Source organism: Pseudomonas fildesensis, from assembly GCF_001050345.1.
Lineage (GTDB): Bacteria > Pseudomonadota > Gammaproteobacteria > Pseudomonadales > Pseudomonadaceae > Aquipseudomonas > Aquipseudomonas fildesensis.
Window position 1 is genome coordinate 136,626 of record NZ_LFMW01000039.1, and the last position, 16,560, is coordinate 153,185.

Genomic DNA, 16,560 nt, shown 5'->3' on the forward strand with positions numbered 1-16,560 from the left:
CAGCTTATCAGTCGGACGCAACCGTGCGCATCACCGTCTCCCTTGGCAGATCAAACGTCTCCACCACTTGCACCACCAGGTCCATCTCCTGGTTCAGCGCCTCGCGCTCCATGCGTTGGCGAATCACGCCAATCACCAATACCGCCAAGGTTGTAATGGAATACGCGGGCCCGGAAAACGCCCGTACACCACTCACCAGCAACATTGCCGCCGCCAACGCCTGGCCTACCACCGGAATCGCCGAGGCGGCGCCGCGTCGCAGAACAAACCCGGTGAGCCCCGCCAACGCGGTGCCGCTCAAGGCCGTGGTGGCCGAGCGACCGACATCGAAGCGATTGAACAGCCCCTGCTCCTTTTGCGCGGCCGCCTTCAGTTCGGCATCGAATACCTGGCGGTCGGCGTTGCTGAGTTTGTCCTTGTACTGCTCGATCAGCTTTTCTGCGACTCGCGCTTCGATATCCGCCAGTGCGACAGTTTCCAGCGGCTCATCGAACTTGATTCCCAACCGCTGAACCACATCTTCGGCTATCTGGCGGTAACTCACGCCATGGCCTCGGGCGATGTTCATAAAGCTGTCGCCGCCCATGCGCTGCAACTCGATGGCCAGCTTCAGCGGCTCACGCACCGAGGCATCAATCGAAGCACTGCGCTTTTGCGCCATCAATTCGGCGAGGAATTTCAGTTCGTCGGGACGCGCCTGCACCAGCGCAGGGAACAGATCGATGTCCTCCTCGGCAAAGCGCACTTCAGTGCTGCGCTGATCGGCACGGATCATGCCGCGCCGCTCCTGCAGCAGGTCGGTGTACTGCACCACCGTCTGCAACTGGGGCCAGTACGCAGCGTGGTCGAAGGTGGCCAGGTGCACATTCGTCACCTTGGCCTTGAGCGCGGGCGTGACGGGAATCGCATAACGCCCGATGCACCGCTCGGTGTCCGGCTTCATCGCCAGGGCCCAGTCCTTGCTGGAATAACAGTTGATCACCCGCCCCTTCAACGGTGCGGACACTTCATCCCAAGGGCTCGACGTACAGATCGCCCCGCCCATCAGCAATAAGTTGTTCAACGGCAATTCGCGGGCGGTTTCTGGGTTGGCCAGCACACTCTTGACCAGGATGCGCGCGCCCAGGGAATGGCCGATCAGGTTGATGCGCCGCACTTCCAACGACTCGCCGTGCAGGTAGTTGGCCAATTCCGGCAGCAGGCTGCGGGCGACTTCATCCACCCGCGCCTCGACACTTTTATAGTGGTCGAGAAAATACCCGATCGCCTTGCCCACCCCCACGGTCGCCGCGCCAATGCCGCCACCGCCGAGCATCGAGGTGATCACGTCCTTGAAGGGAGCAAACAGGTTTTCCAGAAAATGCCCCGCCGGCCAGAACAGAATCAGGTTGGTCGAGCCTTCGATGCTAGCCAGCTGCTCCTTGAAATCGCCCAGTTGTTGCCGATTGAAGAACGCCGAATAACCGTGAACATAGAGATTGAGCACATCACCCTGAGGCTCGCCGCACAATACGAACGTGGGCTTGCGGGTGCGGTGCATTTCATCCCACTGGTGCTGCATGGGCCGGTGACTCCTGGTGACGAGGGACGGCGATAGTAGCAAAGCATTACCGAGAGGACGGTGAATCCTGACCGGCGTGGCGCTCGAGACGCTATCAGAACAATGACGCAGCCTTTGATTTAGCCAGGTAGCGCGCCGGCGATTCCCCCAGGTTGCGCCGGAATACCGAGGTGAAGGCGCTGGAACTGCTGAAGCCCAATGCGAGCGCCACTTCGGTGATAGGCGCCCCCTGGCCGAGCCGGGCGGTGGCTTCCAACAGGCAAACCTGCTGGCGCCAGGACACGAACGTCATGCCGGTGTGCTCAAAAAAGTGGCGGGTAAACGTGCGCCGGCTCATGTTCGCCCAAACGGCCATTTCGTCGAGGGAGATGTTTTGTGTGGGCGCTTCCAGAAAGCGCTGGCAGGCGCCCGCCAGCCGGGGTTCGGAGGGCAACGGCGCACTCAAGGGCAACTCGGGCATGGCGCCGATTTCATCGACCAACAATGTCAGCACGCAGTGCTGCCGAACACTGGACAACCCAATGCCCAACGCCGCTTCCAGCAGATGCCGCAGCAATGGCGACACGTCAAACACCTGGCAGCGGTCCTGCAGCCCTGCCCGCGTGGCGGCTTTGTCGTCCAAGTAGGTATTGAGCATCACCACATCACCGCGCATGTGCATTTCGTGGGGCACGCCACCGGGTACCCAGATCGCCCGTTGCGGCGGTACTACCCAATTGCCGAGGTCGGTGAACATCTTCAGCGCGCCGGTGGAGGCATACGCGAACTGACCACGTGAGTGAGTGTGCCGCGCAAAAACGGTGCCGGAGGGGTATTCGCGCAGCGTCACCACGGCGTCAGGGCTTTCGGAATCAAGGATCGGAATCATGGCCCGATACTGTCAAATATTGACCCGGCATTGCAAGCAGGCCATCACCCAGCGCCCTAACATCATCGCCTTTGAAGACGTCCGACAGCCCAAAGGCCAACCCATGCTGAAAAAACACCTGTTCCTTGCCGTACTGGTCACCTTGGTCTGGGGTGTGAACTTCCCCCTCACAAAGCTGGGTTTACGTTCGATCGACCCCTTTGTCCTCACCGGCATCCGTTTCGCGCTCGCCGCCTTGCCGCTGGTGTTTTTCATCAAGCGCCCTGCCGTCAAATTCAGCTACGTGGCTGCCTACGGCTTTATTTTCGGGCTGGGCATGTGGGGCGTCATCAACTATGGCATCCAGGTAGGTGTGAGCCCCGGTATCGCATCGCTGCTTATCCAACTCAGCGTGTTTTTCACCCTGGGCTGGGGCGTTGTGTTGTTCAAGGAAAAAATCCGCCCGGCGCAGATGGCCGGTGCCTTACTGGCCCTGATCGGCCTGACGGGGATCATGTCCATCCAGGAAGGCAACCACGCCGTGCTGGGGGTCATGCTGATCGTACTCAGTGCGCTGGCCTGGAGCGTGGGCAACGTCATCATCAAGAAATCCGGGGTCCAGGAGATCTTCGCGTTCATGGTGTGGGCCAGCCTGTTTCCGCCGATCCCGCTGTTTCTGACGGCGTGGCTGATGCACGGCAGCGCTGCGTTCGAAGGTTTGGCAACCAGCCTCGACCTGACGGCCATCCTGCCCATCCTGTTCCAGGTGTACCTGGCCACGCACTTTGCTTACTGGGGCTGGAACTCACTGCTCAAGGCGTACCCCTTGTCCACCGTGGCGCCGCTGTCCTTGTTGATTCCGGTATTCGGCATTACCAGTTCGATGCTGATTATCGGCGAGCGCATTTCCACGCCCAACCTGATCTGCATCGCAATCATCATCGCCGGGCTGGCAGCAGGGCTCTACCGTCGCCGGCCTGCGCCGGATTATGCATACAGATAGACAGTCATGACAAAATTCACGGATTTTGTTCGCCGATTCAGTCCACTAGCATGGCCGGACCCTGAACTGAATCGAGGACCTACCATGAGCACGCCTGAATTTTTCGTCACCCCTGGCTACGGCGATTACCTGCGCGAACACTTGCACTATTCCCAAGCGGTCAAGGTCGGCAATCGCGTGGAAACCTCAGGCCAGGGTGGCTGGGACGATGAGTTCCAGATCCCGGCCAATATTGCCGATGAAATCGCCCAGGCATTCCACAACCTGGCGCGCACCCTGGCCAGCGCCGGTGCCAGCTGGGAACACGTGATTCACGTCAATTCCTACCATGTGGGCGGCTTTCCTCCCGACGTCAACGAGGCGATGGTCCAGCAATACCGTCACTACATGCCCAACCACGCGCCGATCTGGACGCAAGTTGGCGTCGAAGCCCTGGGCCTGGCGACCATGCGCGTGGAAATCCGCGTGACCGCGATTATTCCTTGACGCCGAACGTGCGAATCACCCAGTCGGTGAACACCCTGAGCCGTGCGCTTTGATGCCGATTGGGTGGGTAAAGGATATGCAGCGGCGTGGCCGGGCGGGACCAGTCCGGCAACACGTTGACCAGTTGGCCGGCGTCTATGTAGTACTGCACGATCGAGGTGAAGTGCTGCCCCACGCCCAGCCCCGCCACCAACATTTCCTTGAGGCCATTGCCTTCGTTGGTGGAAAAGGCGCAGTCGCCAACCTCGACACGCCTGCCTTCCTTTTCGAAAACCAGCGGTTCCGGCCTGCCCGACCCGGCGAAGAAATAACCGACCTTTAGGTGATTTTCCTGCAGGTCTTCGGGCGATTGCGGCACGCCCCGGCGCGCCAGATAACTCGGCGCGGCGCAGGTCAGGTACTCAAGGTCCGCGACCTTGCGCCCGATCATCGCCATGTCATCGAGCTTGCCGGCGCGAATCACACAATCCACGCCCTCCCCGACGATGTTCACCGCGCGGTCGCTGATGCCCAGGGCAATGGTGATATCCGGGTACTCACGATGAAAATCCAACAGTGCCGGGATCAAAAGGCAATTGGCAAACGACGCCGGTGCATCCACGCGCAAGTGCCCACGGGGCTTGAGGGTTTTACCGCGCACGCCGTTGTCCACCTCATCCAGTTCCGCCACGAGGCGCCGGGCGTGCTGGTAATACGCCAACCCATCGGAGGTCGGCGCCAGGGCGCGGGTGGTGCGATGCATCAACTGGACGCCAAGGTGTTGTTCCAGATCGATGATCAACTTGCTGACGGTGGAGCGCGGCAATGCCAACTGGTCGGACGCACGGCTGAATGAGCCGGTGTCGACCACACGGACAAAGGCACGCATGGCGAGGAGTTGGTTCACGGTGGTGTCCATCGGGGTTGGAGTGGGGAGTATTGTCCATGAAGCTGCACAATGCAGGTAAAATCGCCGACAACGCTCATTCAAATTGAACCTCCATCTGTGGCGAGGGAGCTTGCTCCCGTTGGACCGCGAAGCGGTCCCAATAAGGAAGGATGCGCTGTGTCAGACACTCCTCACCGGCCGGTTTCAGGGCTGCTGCGCAGCCCAACGGGGGACAAGCCCCCTCGCCACAAAGAACGCGCGCCCTCACTTTCCGAATTGATGACATCGGGGCTTGCCAGAATCAAGCGCAAAAAAAGCCCCTCTCGGGAGGCTCAAAGAACTCGGACTTGATCAGAGTCCGAGGGAGAAACCAATGGTCATCGCGTGGCTCTTATGGTTACGCGGGAGTTGTCCCGAGTACCCCAAACCCAGCCTGCCGTTCTGGCTGATTTGGTAGTCCAAGCCTTTTATCCATGAATGCGCAGAAGCTCTTCTACCTAGATCTCACACGCATGGCATTCGAAATTCCTGACCGTGGTGACAACAGACCCTGTTTGACGAAACGGTAGTAACCCAGCGAAAAAGCCATTGAGTTAAATGGTATTCATACTTTCGTAAGTCCTCCGCACGTATAGGCTGACAGCCCGTATCCATTGGCATTCGCCGCAAAAATACAATTTTCATAATGTAAAAAGCGCTCTAATAACATCCTGTTGATTCGCTTTAAAGATCCTGGAGTTCGCAATGCCCCATGAAGGCAACCTGTTACAAGCAGCGGTCGTGTTCCTGCTCGCCGCCGTGCTGACCGTGCCCCTGGCCAAACGCCTGCAATTGGGCGCGGTGCTGGGCTATTTGTTTGCCGGTGTGATCATCGGCCCGTCGGTTTTAGGCCTGATCGGCAACCCGCAAAGCGTCGCGCAGTTCTCCGAGTTGGGCGTGGTGTTGCTGCTGTTTATCATCGGCCTGGAGCTGTCGCCAAAACGTTTATGGGTGATGCGCAAGGCCGTGTTCGGCGTCGGCCTGGCCCAGGTGTTGCTCACCGGTCTGGTGATGGGCGTCGTGGCGTTGTGGCTGTTTGACCAGTCATGGAACAGCGCGATTGTGCTGGGCCTGGGCCTGGCGCTGTCCTCCACCGCCTTTGGCCTGCAAAGCCTGGCCGAGCGCAAGGAACTCAATCAGCCCCACGGTCGTCTGGCCTTTGCCATTTTGCTGTTCCAGGACATCGCGGCGATCCCGCTGATCGCCATGGTGCCGTTGTTGGCCGGCAGCGATCACCCGACCACCGAAGCCCAGGGCTTGCAGCATGTGTTGCAGATCCTCGGCAGCATCGCCGTGGTGATCATCGGCGGGCGTTACCTGTTGCGGCCGGTGTTTCGCGTCGTGGCCAAGACCGGCCTGCGTGAAGTCTCCACCGCCACTGCGCTGCTGGTGGTGATCGGCACCGCCTGGCTAATGGAACTGGTGGGCGTGTCCATGGCCCTTGGGGCGTTCCTGGCCGGCCTGCTGCTGGCAGACTCGGAATACCGTCACGAACTGGAATCGCAGATCGAGCCGTTCAAGGGCTTGCTGCTGGGGCTGTTTTTCATCAGCGTGGGCATGGGCGCCAACCTCAGCCTGCTGATCAGCTCGCCGCTGGTGGTGATCGGCCTGACGCTGCTGTTGATCGGTTTGAAGTTGCCGCTGTTGTACGCCGTGGGCCGGATGGTCGGTGACCTCAACCGCGAAAGCGCTCTGCGCCTGGGCGTGGTGCTGGCGGCGGGCGGTGAGTTTGCGTTTGTGGTGTTCAAGATTGGCCGCGATCAAGGCCTGTTCGAGCCGCACCTGTACGACATCCTGGTGCTGACCATCACCCTGTCGATGGCCATCACGCCGCTGCTGTTGCTGGTGTGCCCGAAGCTGTTCAAGCCCAAGGTCAAGCCGGTGGAAGTGCCGGAGGAATACCGCGCCATTGAAAGCGACGCGCCACGCGTGGTGATCGCCGGCATGGGCCGTATGGGCCAGATCGTTGCGCGGATCCTGCGCGCGCAAAACATTTCGTTTATTGCCCTCGACACCTCGGTGGAAACCATCGAATTGACCCGCAGCTTCGGCGGCATGCCGGTGTTCTACGGCGACCCGCAGCGCCCGGAAATCCTCCACGCGGCCAAGGTCGACCAGGCGGAATTCTTCGTGATCGCCATGGACGACCCGGAGATCAATATAAAAACCGCCGGACTGGTGCGCAGCCTCTACCCGCACATGAAGATCATCGCCCGCGCCCGTAACCGCCAGCACGTACACCGCCTGGTGGACCTGGACGCCTCCCCGGTGCGCGAGACCTTTTACTCCAGCCTGGAAATGAGCCGCCGCACCCTGGTCGGCCTGGGTTTGAGCCAGGCCCAGGCGGATGCGCGCATCAACCGTTTCAAAAACCACGACCTGCAAGTTCTCGCCGCCCAGCACGCGGTGTACGACGACGCGGCCAAGGTGATGCAAACCGCACAGGAAGCGCGTACCGAACTGGCGCGACTGTTTGAGATGGACCGACTCGAGGAAGAGTCCGACAAGGTGTAAGGCAGTGGATGAACGATATTGCGAAATTTCTGACAAAATACGGCGCAATTTCGTTCATCACCGGAGCGCTTCATGGCCACTTTCACCAAGACCGCAGCCCTGCTGGCCCTCGCACTGACCGCCGGCAGCGTGTTCGCCGCCGCCAAGCCGACAACGCAAACCATCGCCACCCTGGGCGGCAAGTTCACCTTTACCCTGCCCAGGGCCTATGTTGCCGACAGCCTGCCCGCCGGCAAGGCCGAGGATGGCACCGCCGACACCCAGGGCACGATGTACGCCAACCAGACCACGAAAAGTGTGGTGATCGTCGCCGAAACCGTGCGCAACGACGGGGTCAATATCACCGACAATGACTCGCAGTTTCTCGATGGCGCCGTAGCGGGTTTCGTCAAAGACCAAAGCGCCGCCCTGCCCGACTTCAAGAAGCAGAGCGAGAAGAAACTGACCTTCAAGGGGCTCGGCCTGCGCCAGGTCGACAGCACGGCCACCCAGGGCGGCGGCAAGACCTTGAACTCGACCTTCCTGGGCGGCTCCGGCAACCACTTGCTGGTGATCCAGGCGATTTCGCGGGCGGATGATGTGAAGGGGCATGCGGCGTTGGTGAAGCAAATCACCGGCGGTAAGTAACCATCCCAGCCGATCGTTCCCACGCTCTGCGTGGGAATGCCTCTTGGGACGCTCCGCGTGCCGCCATTCAGCGCCTGGGCCAAGTCTTGCGCAGTGGTGACGCAGAGCGTCACGGGATGCATTCCCACGCAGAGCGTGGGAACGATCATTTACTGCAGGCTCTTTTCCAGCCAGGCCTTCAGGTCCTGCACTTCGGCCTCACTGATGGTGTGGTTCATGCCCGTATACGTATGAAGCTCCGGCTTGAGCCCCAACCCGGTAAGCACCTCATTCGCCCGCGTCGCCGACGCATACGGCAGCGCCTGGTCCAACGTACCGTGGCCGATAAAGATCGCCAGCTTGTCCAAGCGCTTATCCGGCTTGAGCTCAGCCTTGAGCACCGGCAACACGCTGCCACTCAACGCCGCAATCCCGCGCACCAACTGCGGCTGACGCAACGCCACCTCGTAGGACATGATCGCGCCCTGGCTGAACCCCACCAGGAACACCCGGTCAGGTTGGGTGTGGTACTTGGTCGTGGCCTTGGCGACAAAGTCTTCGAGCAGCTTGGCGCTGCCCTGCAAATCGGCGGTCACGCCGTCGTAATCGCCATCACCCGGCGTCTTGGTAAACCAGCGAAAGCCATGGGGGTCGACCGTAGATGGCGCGCGCGCCGACAGGTAAGTCCAGGTGGACGGCAGCGCATCCTTGATACCAAACAGGTCTTCCTCGTTGCTGCCGAACCCATGCAGGAAAATCACCAGCGGCTGGTTGCGCGCATCGCCCTGGGTCTGCTCCAGGTACGACAACGGCAAATCGGTGTGCAGGGTGGCATCGGCGTGGGCCGCACCGGCCACCAGGGTCAGTGCCAGGGCAAACAGTTTGAGCATGGGAAGCTACCTCAGGGTTTGCGCAACAAATAAGTGTCCATGATCCAGCCATTTTCCAGGCGCGCGGCCTTGCGCACCCGTTGGATTTCTTCAGCCACTTCACTCACTTTGCCGCTGATAAGGATTTCATCCGGCGTGCCCAGGTAGGCACCCCAGTAAATATCCAGGTCCTGATCGGCCACAGTGCGGTAGGAATCTTCGGCGTCGAGCATCACCACCAGGGTGTCGGCATCACTCGCCTGCCCCGCCGCCAACCGGCGCCCGGTGGTGATCTCGATGGACTTGCCAATGCGGTTCAGCGCCACCTTGTGCTGGGCCGCCAGGGCCTGGACGCTGGTGATGCCGGGGATCACTTCGAATTCAAAGTCACAGCGGCCACTGGCCAGAATCGCCTGCAAAATGCGAAGAGTGCTGTCGTACAGCGCTGGGTCGCCCCACGCCAGGAATGCGCCAACTTCGCCGTCAGCCATTTCCTCGTTGATCATGCGCTCGAAGGTCTGCTGCTTGTCGCGGTTAAGGTCTTGCACGGCCGTGGTGTAGTCGATCTCACCGCGCACGCGCTCGGGGCACTCGGCCTCGACGAAACGGTAGCCGGGCTCGGTGATGTAGGTCTCGCAGATCTCGCGGCGCAGGTCGATCAGCTTGTCTTTGCTCTGGCCCTTGTCCATCAGGAAAAACACGTCGGTGCGGTTGAGCGCCTTCACGGCCTGCATCGTGATGTAGTCAGGGTTGCCGGCGCCAATGCCGATGATCAGGATGCGTTTCATGGGTTGCTCTCATTGCGGGGCGTGGATTTTGCCATGTTCAGGCGGCTAGTCGCGAGTTTCCAGGCGCAGGCGCCACACACGGTTGAAGCGCAGCTCGGTGCAAGACAGCGGCTCGACGTCGATCAGGTAGAACATCGCGACCGGGAACTGCAACACGTACAGCATCGCGGCCCGGATGACAAAGGGATGGGTGATGGCCACTACGTGACCGGGTTGTGATTCGAGGGTTTTCATCCATTGCGCCACACGCGAGCAAACCTGATCCACCGACTCGCCACCGTGAGGCACGCTGGCGCTGTCGGTGAGCCAGGCCGTCAATTCGGCGCTGTCGAGTTGACCGACGTCCTGACCTTTCCATCGGCCGAAGTCGCCATCGCGCAAGGCGTCCTCGATCTGCGCATTTTCGCCGAACAAGGTCGCGGTCTGACGGGTCCTGGCCTCAGGCCCGCACACCAGCCGCAGCTTTTTCCTGAAGCGGCCGGCCAGGGATAACGCTGCGGTTTGCCAGTCCATGGCCAGTGACTCGTCATCAGGAAACCGCCCCTGCTTTTGGAAAGGGGTGACGGCATGGCAAATCAATGTCAAACGGGTGGCTTGCATCGTAGATCGCTGCTACGCAGAGGATGAAGCCACCAAGACTGGCGCAGTTAGCCCTGCGACGCAACGCCTTGGGCCAGATAGAGCACCTGGTAACCCGTCCCCGGGTGGTCCGCCTCCAGCGCCTTGGCCGACAACGTGACCCGCACCAGGCACCACGCCTGCACGTCCAGCGCCAGGAACACCGCGAACGTGTCGCGGCTGTCCGCCAATTGCTGATTGCGCAGTTTTTCCTCGGCCAATATCACCGCCCGATCCGCCCCCGGCTCCAGCGCGAACGCCTCCCGATACAGGCTCAAGGCGCCCTGCGCCGGCCCGCGCTGTACGTCCAGCGGCAACCAGCTCTCGATATGCGGCCGGCCAAAGCTGTCGAGCACCTTCTGAAAGCGCTCACCCAATAAAAAGTCAGCGGCCTGCAGCGGGTCAGCCCACAGGTATACAGACGCATAAACATTGCCCAGCGCTTGCCCACGCTCCTGAGCGATAAACGCCTTGAACAACAAGCCCTCGGTGTGATCCCACAACGGCCCCAACTGGGCCGCGCGCCGGCGAATCACGCTCATGTCGTAGTCGGCGGGCAAACGGTGTGAATACTGTTTGGCAAACATGGCAAAGCTCCCGTGCAAGTTGAGCGCCCAGCTTGCGCAGCCGCCATGATTTCAGCAAGATATCACCCGATATAGGTGCGATAAGGACTTGATATGACTGATGCACTCAAACCCCTGGATATCGACACCGTGCAGGCCTTCGTGCTGGTCGCCGATTTCGCCAGTTTCACCCGCGCCGCCGAAGCCCTCGACACGTCCCAGGCCGCCATCAGCCTCAAGCTCAAGCGCCTCGAAGAACGCCTTGGCTATCGCCTGCTGGAGCGCACGCCACGGCATGTGCGGCTGTCGCCCCAGGGTGAGCATTTTATTGTCGCTGCGCGCGCCCTGCTCAATGCCCATGAACGCGCCTTGGGCGACATGGGCACCCACGCGCCCCGGCGCCTGGTGATCGGCATCAGCGACCACGTGGCCGGGCCCGACCTGCCCGCCTGGCTCAGCCGCCTCGCAGCCTACGACCCGCTGGTGATCCTTGAGGTGCGCATCGCGTCTTCCCGCGACCTGGTCGGCGCGTTCGACCGCAATGAACTGGACGCAGTGATCGTGCGCAACGAAGGCGCTCGCCAGGACGGCGAAGTGTTGGTGGTGGAACGCTTTGGCTGGTTCGCGGCGCCCAGCTGGCAACACACGCCAGGCACGCCGCTGCGCATGGCAACCATGGCCGCGCCCTGCGGTGTTCGCCACCTGGCGACAAGCGCTTTGAATGACGCACGCATCGACTGGACCGAAGTGTTTGTCGGCGGCGGCGTGATGGCCGTGGGGGCGGCCGTCAGTGCCGGGCTGGGCGTCGCCGCCCTCGCCCACCGCGTGGCCCCGGCGGGTGCGGTGGACGTCAGCGCGCAATACGGCTTGCCCGCCTTGCCGGTGAGTGAAGTGGTGATCCACAGCCGGATCAGTGATGCGCGTTCCCGCGAAACATTACGCGCACTGAGCGCGACGTTTCGTGGGGTACTGCATCGCTAATCAAACCATTCACGCCGCCCCTCGAACGTGCTCACAATCAGCTCGACAATCATCTGCACCGCCTCGGCGTGTCGCACCTGCGCGTTCACCGCTAACCACACCTGGCGCTGCATGTTCTGGGCGAGCACTCCCGGCAAGGCCACCAGCCCACGGTCGAAGCTGCTCATGTAGTGCGGCAGCAAACCAATGCAGGCGCCGCAGCGGATCATTTCCAGCATCAGCGAATAGGCATGTACGTGCACCACGGCGGCCAGGCGTTGTTGCACCACGCTGTTCCAGGGCTGCAAGGCGTCGACCTGCGCGTCGGGCTGCCACTGCACCAGCATGTAGTCGGCCAGGTCTTCGAGGCTGTCGGGGCGGGTCGTCAGCCGCGAGTAACGCTTGGCGATATGCGGCAAATACTGCAAGCGCGCCAACACCTGCGGCGGCTCAGTGGGAAAGTTCGGGCCGGGCACAGGGCCGTCGGCGTCCGACAGCCACAGCACTACATCAACGTCAACCGATTGCAGGGCCAACTGGCTGTCGATGGAGATGATTTCCAGGCGCACACTGGCGTTGCGGCGCAGCAACGCGATCAGGTCGCGCCCGAGGATGTCATGCAGGATCGGCTCGGCCACGGCCAGGCGAATCAGCGGTTGCTCCACCACCGGCAGGCGCCGTTCATGGGCCAAGGCAATCAGTTGCGCCTGCAATTGCTGGCCATCGCGAGTGAGCATCAGGCCGTTGCCCTGGTAGCTGAACAACACCTGGCGCAGCTGTACTTCCAGTTGTGCCAGGCGTTTACGCAGCAGCGTCGCCTTGATATTCAGGCTGCGCGCCGCCTGCATGAAACAGCCGCAACGCGCACTCACCAGGAAGTAGCGCGCCACCTCCGGCTCGATCTCGTTGGCCATCGCCAGCCAGGTGCCCCGCGACGGGCTCGACGCGCGATACGGTGCAGGCCCCTGGGGGGCAGACGGTTCTAGATATGCCATGGGGGACTCCCTGTCTTGTGGGTCTTGTGCATCCAATGCGGTCGACGCGGGTTACTCCAGCACCGCGTTCAACTGCGCCCCGTCGATGCTCAAGGTCGCGGTATTGAGCATGCCTTCCAGGTACGCCTTGGCGATCTGTTCCTGGCGTTGGGCGCGCAGGGCCTGGGTCAGGCGTTCGCGCAGTTCGTCGAGCGTCGCGGTGCGTGCCGGTTGCTGGGCGGTAAGCTTGAGCACATGGAACCCCGCCGTGCTTTGCACCACGTCCGACACCGCGCCTACCTTGAGCCGCGCCACCGCCTCACGCACGGGCGGCACCAGTTGCTGCAACGGTTGCAGGCCCGAATCGCCGCCCTGTTGCGCGGTGCCAGGGTCCTGGGAGTATTGCGTGGCCAAGGCAGCAAAATCACCCGGTGCGGCCTGGGCCCTGCGGCTCAGTTCCTGGGCCTGACGGCGCACGGCATCGACACCCTGGGGGTCATTTACTGCGAGAAAAATCTGGCTGACCCGATACAACGGCGGCGTCATCCACTGCGCCTTGCCGCTGTCGTAGGCCTGCTGCAACTCGGCGGCGCTGGGGTAGTCGGCCGGCACCTGGCTGACCGACAGCATGTAGTCGCGAAACACGATCTGTTCAGTGGCGTCGCGGGTCTGTTGCTCCACCTCCGGGCGTTGGCGCCAGCCCTGGGCGTCGGCCTGTTCGAGCACGGCCTTTTGCGCCAGGCGCGAACGCAGCCAGGTCTCCAGGGCACCACGGTTGCCGCGCAGTTGCTCACGGGATTCGGCCGGCAGGCTCGCCAGCACGCTTTTCAGTTCAGGCAGGTCGATTTGCTGGTTGCCCAGGCGCGCCACCGCCGGCCCGCCGCGTTCGGCGCTGACAGCGGGCAGCGGTTGCTGAGCAGCGACCGGGTCACTGCCCGGCCGCAGACTCAACCCCACCGCCACTACCAGCAAGGTCAGCGCACCCGCGCCGACCCACAGGGTTGGTTTCTTCACAGGGCAGGCGCCTCTTCAGCGACCGCAACAGCAACCGTCTGCGCCTGCAACTGCGCGGCTTGCTGGCTGTATTCACGCAGGTAGACGATAAATTCCTGCAACAGGCGGTCCCACAGCTCCAGTTGGCTACGCAGGTGCGTGGCGCCGACACCGGCCACCACCACGTCCATCTCCATCAGCAGGAATTCGCCCTGCACCGACAGCCGAGCAAAGCGGCGCGAGGCGTTCCAGACCTGGGCCAGGCCTTCGGGCAAGTCGCCCTGCACGCGCAGCGCACAGCTGTAGGTGAAGTCCACATAACTGCCCTGCTCTGCCGCCGGGTTGCCGAAGCGCACGGCAAAGCCGATGCCCTGGCTGGCGCTGAGCAGTTGCACGATACCGTTCTGCTCGGTCTGGTTGACCCGGTACCCGGCCTCTTGCAGCAGTTCGGTGAGGCTCGAAGTGGTGACGCTGGTGATCAATTCGCTCATGGTGTCTTCCTTGTCTATCAGTGATTGGCTGCGGCCTGGGGCGCATCAAAACGGCTCTTGTACAAATCGTCGCCAAAGCCCTGGGCCAGTTCCTCGAACTTGACCCGCGCGCCACTGGCGAAGGGCTGGCGAATACTCATCACCTCGGCCACATCGATTTTTTCGTAGGCCGCGAGCAACTGCTGGGCCACGCCGTACATCTGTTGATTCTTGACTGAACATTGCTGCACTTGTGTGTCACGTTCGCTCAGTTGCGCCTGCAAGCGGGCGCGCTCGGCCTCCTTGCCCTTGGCCAGCACCAGCAGTTCGTCATAGGCCTTCTTGAACTTGCCGATCTGCTCGTTGCTCGCCGCTACCTGGGCTTGCGCCTGGCTGTGCAAGCTCTGTTGCTGGCCGGCCATCTGCTCGGCCACGCCACGGGTCTTTTCCAGCTCGGCAGTCAGTTGCTTGATTTGCGCCTGAGCCTGCTTCGCCTGGTTCTCGGCGGCCAGGCGCGCGGCACTGGCCTGGGCCTGTTCGCTTTGCAGCGCCTGCAACTGCTGGGTGGTGCTGCGCAATTGCGTACGCAGGCGCTCTTCCATGCCTTCGGCCGAGGCACCTGTGGCGACCAGCAGCAACAGCAGCGCGCCTATTCGGGTGTTCATGTGGCATCTCCCTGCGCATCAAAAGCGCGTGTTGAGTTCCAGTTGCATCACATCGACTTCGAACGGCGCGCCATACACTTCCGACGCGCTCAACCAACGCGCACTGGCGTAGATGTTTTTGTCGATGCCGTAGTTGCCGCCAATGAAGTAGCCCTTGGCGTTGGTGCCACCGAGGTGAAACGAGGAGTCGTTGAAGCCATCGGGCAAGGCGTCAGGCTGGATGTACTTGTAGCCAGCCAGCACGTTCCAGTCGCCGCGCTTGCGCATCTCCAGCGCGCTGCCGAGGGTGAAGGAGACCATCAGCGCGTTGCCGCCACTTTCAAACTGGCCCTTGCTGTTGATGTTGTTGACGATCTCGCCTTCGCTGCGCTTGAGCATTTCGCCCTTGTCGTAGCCCAGGTTGTGGATGAAGTTGCCCTGGGTACGCAGCTTGAAGTCACTCGGCAGCTCGCTGTCCCAGACCAGGTTGAGGTCCAGCACATCGAACTTGGACGCCAGGCCCACGTACTGTGGGTCTGGGGTCGTGGCTGGGGTGGCCGGGTTGGTGGTGTTGTTGCGCAGGTTGAACACGCTGTTGCCTTTTTGCATAAAGGCCACGCGCGTGCCGTCGGTGTCGCAACCGGGTGCGCCCTTCCACGGCGAGCAAGGGCTGGAGCGCTCACCCTCGATATCCTGGAACTGGTAGTAGGCGGCGGCAAGCTTGAGACTGTTGCTGCGGTTGATCTTCCAATCCGCGCCGATCTGCCCGCCGAACAGCCACTTGGTCTCACTGTCTTGCTTGTCGATGCCGTTGGTGCTGGCCGCATCCGAGGTGTATTCGACCGGGAACGCGCCGAGGGTGCCGAACAGGCCCCACTCGTTGTTGAGTTTGTGGTTGAAGATCGCGGCCACACCGTCGAAATTGAGGTCGCCGGAATACATCATGTCGGTGGAGTAGAACGGGTTGGCGATTCGCCCGGCGGTCAAGGTCATGGCGTCGGTGGCTTTCCAGCTCAGGTAACCCTGGTCGAGCCAGATGTCTTTCTTGCCGAAACCACCGCCCAGGGTCTGGGTAGTGGACACCGGGTTATTGTCAGAGCCGGTGCCCAGGCGAATACCGGCGGTCCACTCAGGCGAGATCACCGCTTTCATGCCCAGGCGTGCGCGCAGGCGGAACAGGTTTTCGCGGTCCTTGGTGGTGTTGATCAACGGCGGGAACTTGGTGTTCGAATTCTTGTTGACGTCATAAGGGCCCGTTTCATTGACCTTGGCGAAGTCGGTGATCTCCGGGCTGTTGTTGCCCGAGAAATAGCGCGACTCGTCACGCAGGCGGATATCGCCATCAAAGCTGATGCGCGAGACCCAATCCGGGAACGTATTGGGCTGGGCCCAGTTTTCCTGCTTGGCGGTGGCCATGACCTCGGCCTTCACCTGGTCGCGAATCTGGTCGCGCACCGCTTGCGGCACGTACTGCACGCGCACATCGCCTGGCGCCGCCGTCGGGCCGCTGGCGACCACCGGGGCCGCGTTGGCCTGGCGTGCCTGTTGGGCTTCTTTTTCCGCCTGGGCGATCAGCCCATTGGCAGTGTCCTGGGTGAGCACGCCTTGCTGCACCAGCAGGCGGATCAGGTTGATCGTGACGTTTTCCGAAGGGGCGACCGGGGCTGCCGTCGCCTGGCCGACCAGGGTCGCAATGACCATGCCGACCGCCAGGGTCAGTCGATTCACGGGGGAAATCATTCGTACGCAACTCC

Annotated in this window: 17 protein-coding genes; 5 read left to right on the plus strand and 12 right to left on the minus strand. The window is 61.9% G+C overall.

Translation table 11 applies throughout. From position 1 onward, the window contains the following. Positions 1-7: 7 nt before the first annotated feature. Positions 8-1,561 carry a DUF726 domain-containing protein gene (locus ACR52_RS27900; protein WP_048731496.1) on the minus strand — a complete coding sequence of 518 codons (1,554 nt, stop codon included), beginning with the start codon at positions 1,559-1,561 and terminating at the stop codon, positions 8-10. Positions 1,562-1,655: 94 nt separating this feature from the next. Then, positions 1,656-2,429, minus strand: a complete 774-nt coding sequence (locus ACR52_RS27905) for an AraC family transcriptional regulator (protein ID WP_048731498.1) — start codon at positions 2,427-2,429, stop codon at positions 1,656-1,658. Positions 2,430-2,532: 103 nt separating this feature from the next. Here ACR52_RS27905 and ACR52_RS27910 point away from each other — a divergent pair, with 103 nt between their 5' ends. Both ACR52_RS27910 and ACR52_RS27915 read left to right on the plus strand, forming a co-directional pair. Then, positions 2,533-3,411: an EamA family transporter gene (locus tag ACR52_RS27910; protein ID WP_048731802.1), complete on the plus strand. Its 879-nt coding sequence runs from the start codon at positions 2,533-2,535 to the stop codon at positions 3,409-3,411. 84 nt (positions 3,412-3,495) lie between these two features. Further along, a complete protein-coding gene (locus ACR52_RS27915; protein WP_048731499.1) occupies positions 3,496-3,897 on the plus strand; it encodes a RidA family protein in 402 nt (133 codons plus the stop codon). Here ACR52_RS27915 and ACR52_RS27920 read toward each other — a convergent pair. Then, a complete protein-coding gene (locus ACR52_RS27920; RefSeq protein WP_236692212.1) occupies positions 3,887-4,783 on the minus strand; it encodes a LysR family transcriptional regulator in 897 nt (298 codons plus the stop codon). The two genes, ACR52_RS27915 and ACR52_RS27920, sit on opposite strands and share 11 nt — an antisense overlap. A gap of 726 nt (positions 4,784-5,509) precedes the next feature. Here ACR52_RS27920 and ACR52_RS27925 point away from each other — a divergent pair. Together ACR52_RS27925 and ACR52_RS27930 are read left to right on the plus strand one after the other, a co-directional pair. Next, positions 5,510-7,318 (plus strand): monovalent cation:proton antiporter-2 (CPA2) family protein, encoded by a 1,809-nt coding sequence (locus ACR52_RS27925; protein WP_048731501.1) that lies wholly within the window; start codon positions 5,510-5,512, stop codon positions 7,316-7,318. 72 nt (positions 7,319-7,390) lie between these two features. Continuing rightward, the gene (locus tag ACR52_RS27930) at positions 7,391-7,945 is read left to right on the plus strand and encodes a DcrB/PsbP domain-containing protein (protein ID WP_048731503.1); all 555 of its coding nucleotides are present in this window, start codon (positions 7,391-7,393) and stop codon (positions 7,943-7,945) included. 149 nt (positions 7,946-8,094) lie between these two features. Here the strand turns inward: ACR52_RS27930 and ACR52_RS27935 are convergent, their stop codons facing one another. The 4 genes from ACR52_RS27935 to ACR52_RS27950 are packed head-to-tail and all read right to left on the minus strand — an operon-like array spanning position 8,095 to position 10,786. After that, the gene (locus ACR52_RS27935; RefSeq protein ID WP_048731508.1) at positions 8,095-8,814 is read right to left on the minus strand and encodes an alpha/beta hydrolase; all 720 of its coding nucleotides are present in this window, start codon (positions 8,812-8,814) and stop codon (positions 8,095-8,097) included. Positions 8,815-8,825: 11 nt separating this feature from the next. Further along, the gene (gene cobF / locus ACR52_RS27940; protein ID WP_048731510.1) at positions 8,826-9,581 is read right to left on the minus strand and encodes a precorrin-6A synthase (deacetylating); all 756 of its coding nucleotides are present in this window, start codon (positions 9,579-9,581) and stop codon (positions 8,826-8,828) included. Positions 9,582-9,626: 45 nt separating this feature from the next. Continuing rightward, positions 9,627-10,181, minus strand: a complete 555-nt coding sequence (locus ACR52_RS27945) for a histidine phosphatase family protein (protein WP_048731511.1) — start codon at positions 10,179-10,181, stop codon at positions 9,627-9,629. 47 nt (positions 10,182-10,228) lie between these two features. Next, positions 10,229-10,786 (minus strand): DUF4865 family protein, encoded by a 558-nt coding sequence (locus ACR52_RS27950; protein ID WP_048731513.1) that lies wholly within the window; start codon positions 10,784-10,786, stop codon positions 10,229-10,231. A gap of 93 nt (positions 10,787-10,879) precedes the next feature. Between ACR52_RS27950 and ACR52_RS27955 the strand changes: the two genes are divergently transcribed. Continuing rightward, the gene (locus ACR52_RS27955; protein ID WP_048731515.1) at positions 10,880-11,746 is read left to right on the plus strand and encodes a LysR family transcriptional regulator; all 867 of its coding nucleotides are present in this window, start codon (positions 10,880-10,882) and stop codon (positions 11,744-11,746) included. On the opposite strand, the gene ACR52_RS27960 is transcribed toward ACR52_RS27955, so the two are convergent. Genes ACR52_RS27960 through ACR52_RS27980 form a run of 5 tightly spaced genes read right to left on the minus strand, consistent with a single transcriptional unit; the run spans position 11,743 to position 16,546 of the window. Beyond that, positions 11,743-12,720, minus strand: a complete 978-nt coding sequence (locus ACR52_RS27960; protein WP_048731517.1) for a LysR family transcriptional regulator — start codon at positions 12,718-12,720, stop codon at positions 11,743-11,745. The two genes, ACR52_RS27955 and ACR52_RS27960, sit on opposite strands and share 4 nt — an antisense overlap. Positions 12,721-12,771: 51 nt before the next feature. After that, the gene (locus tag ACR52_RS27965) at positions 12,772-13,713 is read right to left on the minus strand and encodes a peptidylprolyl isomerase (RefSeq protein WP_048731520.1); all 942 of its coding nucleotides are present in this window, start codon (positions 13,711-13,713) and stop codon (positions 12,772-12,774) included. Continuing rightward, the gene (locus ACR52_RS27970; protein WP_048731522.1) at positions 13,710-14,183 is read right to left on the minus strand and encodes a YbjN domain-containing protein; all 474 of its coding nucleotides are present in this window, start codon (positions 14,181-14,183) and stop codon (positions 13,710-13,712) included. Before ACR52_RS27970 ends, ACR52_RS27965 begins: the two co-directional genes overlap by 4 nt. Before the next feature lie 17 nt (positions 14,184-14,200). Beyond that, positions 14,201-14,827: a hypothetical protein gene (locus ACR52_RS27975; protein WP_048731524.1), complete on the minus strand. Its 627-nt coding sequence runs from the start codon at positions 14,825-14,827 to the stop codon at positions 14,201-14,203. 18 nt (positions 14,828-14,845) lie between these two features. Next, entirely contained in the window at positions 14,846-16,546 is a 1,701-nt protein-coding gene (locus ACR52_RS27980) for a putative porin (protein WP_048731526.1), read from the minus strand. Between the last annotated feature and the right edge of the window lie 14 nt (positions 16,547-16,560).

Bases quoted from the DNA above. Each gene is read 5' to 3' on its own strand.
- ACR52_RS27900 (WP_048731496.1), bottom strand. From the start codon at position 1,561: ATGCAGCACCAGTGGGATGAAATGCACCGCACCCGCAAGCCCACGTTC.
- ACR52_RS27905 (WP_048731498.1), bottom strand. From the start codon at position 2,429: ATGATTCCGATCCTTGATTCCGAAAGCCCTGACGCCGTGGTGACGCTG.
- ACR52_RS27910 (WP_048731802.1), top strand. From the start codon at position 2,533: ATGCTGAAAAAACACCTGTTCCTTGCCGTACTGGTCACCTTGGTCTGG.
- ACR52_RS27915 (WP_048731499.1), top strand. From the start codon at position 3,496: ATGAGCACGCCTGAATTTTTCGTCACCCCTGGCTACGGCGATTACCTG.
- ACR52_RS27925 (WP_048731501.1), top strand. From the start codon at position 5,510: ATGCCCCATGAAGGCAACCTGTTACAAGCAGCGGTCGTGTTCCTGCTC.
- ACR52_RS27930 (WP_048731503.1), top strand. From the start codon at position 7,391: ATGGCCACTTTCACCAAGACCGCAGCCCTGCTGGCCCTCGCACTGACC.
- ACR52_RS27935 (WP_048731508.1), bottom strand. From the start codon at position 8,814: ATGCTCAAACTGTTTGCCCTGGCACTGACCCTGGTGGCCGGTGCGGCC.
- cobF (WP_048731510.1), bottom strand. From the start codon at position 9,581: ATGAAACGCATCCTGATCATCGGCATTGGCGCCGGCAACCCTGACTAC.
- ACR52_RS27945 (WP_048731511.1), bottom strand. From the start codon at position 10,181: ATGCAAGCCACCCGTTTGACATTGATTTGCCATGCCGTCACCCCTTTC.
- ACR52_RS27950 (WP_048731513.1), bottom strand. From the start codon at position 10,786: ATGTTTGCCAAACAGTATTCACACCGTTTGCCCGCCGACTACGACATG.
- ACR52_RS27955 (WP_048731515.1), top strand. From the start codon at position 10,880: ATGACTGATGCACTCAAACCCCTGGATATCGACACCGTGCAGGCCTTC.
- ACR52_RS27960 (WP_048731517.1), bottom strand. From the start codon at position 12,720: ATGGCATATCTAGAACCGTCTGCCCCCCAGGGGCCTGCACCGTATCGC.
- ACR52_RS27970 (WP_048731522.1), bottom strand. From the start codon at position 14,183: ATGAGCGAATTGATCACCAGCGTCACCACTTCGAGCCTCACCGAACTG.
- ACR52_RS27975 (WP_048731524.1), bottom strand. From the start codon at position 14,827: ATGAACACCCGAATAGGCGCGCTGCTGTTGCTGCTGGTCGCCACAGGT.
- ACR52_RS27980 (WP_048731526.1), bottom strand. From the start codon at position 16,546: ATGATTTCCCCCGTGAATCGACTGACCCTGGCGGTCGGCATGGTCATT.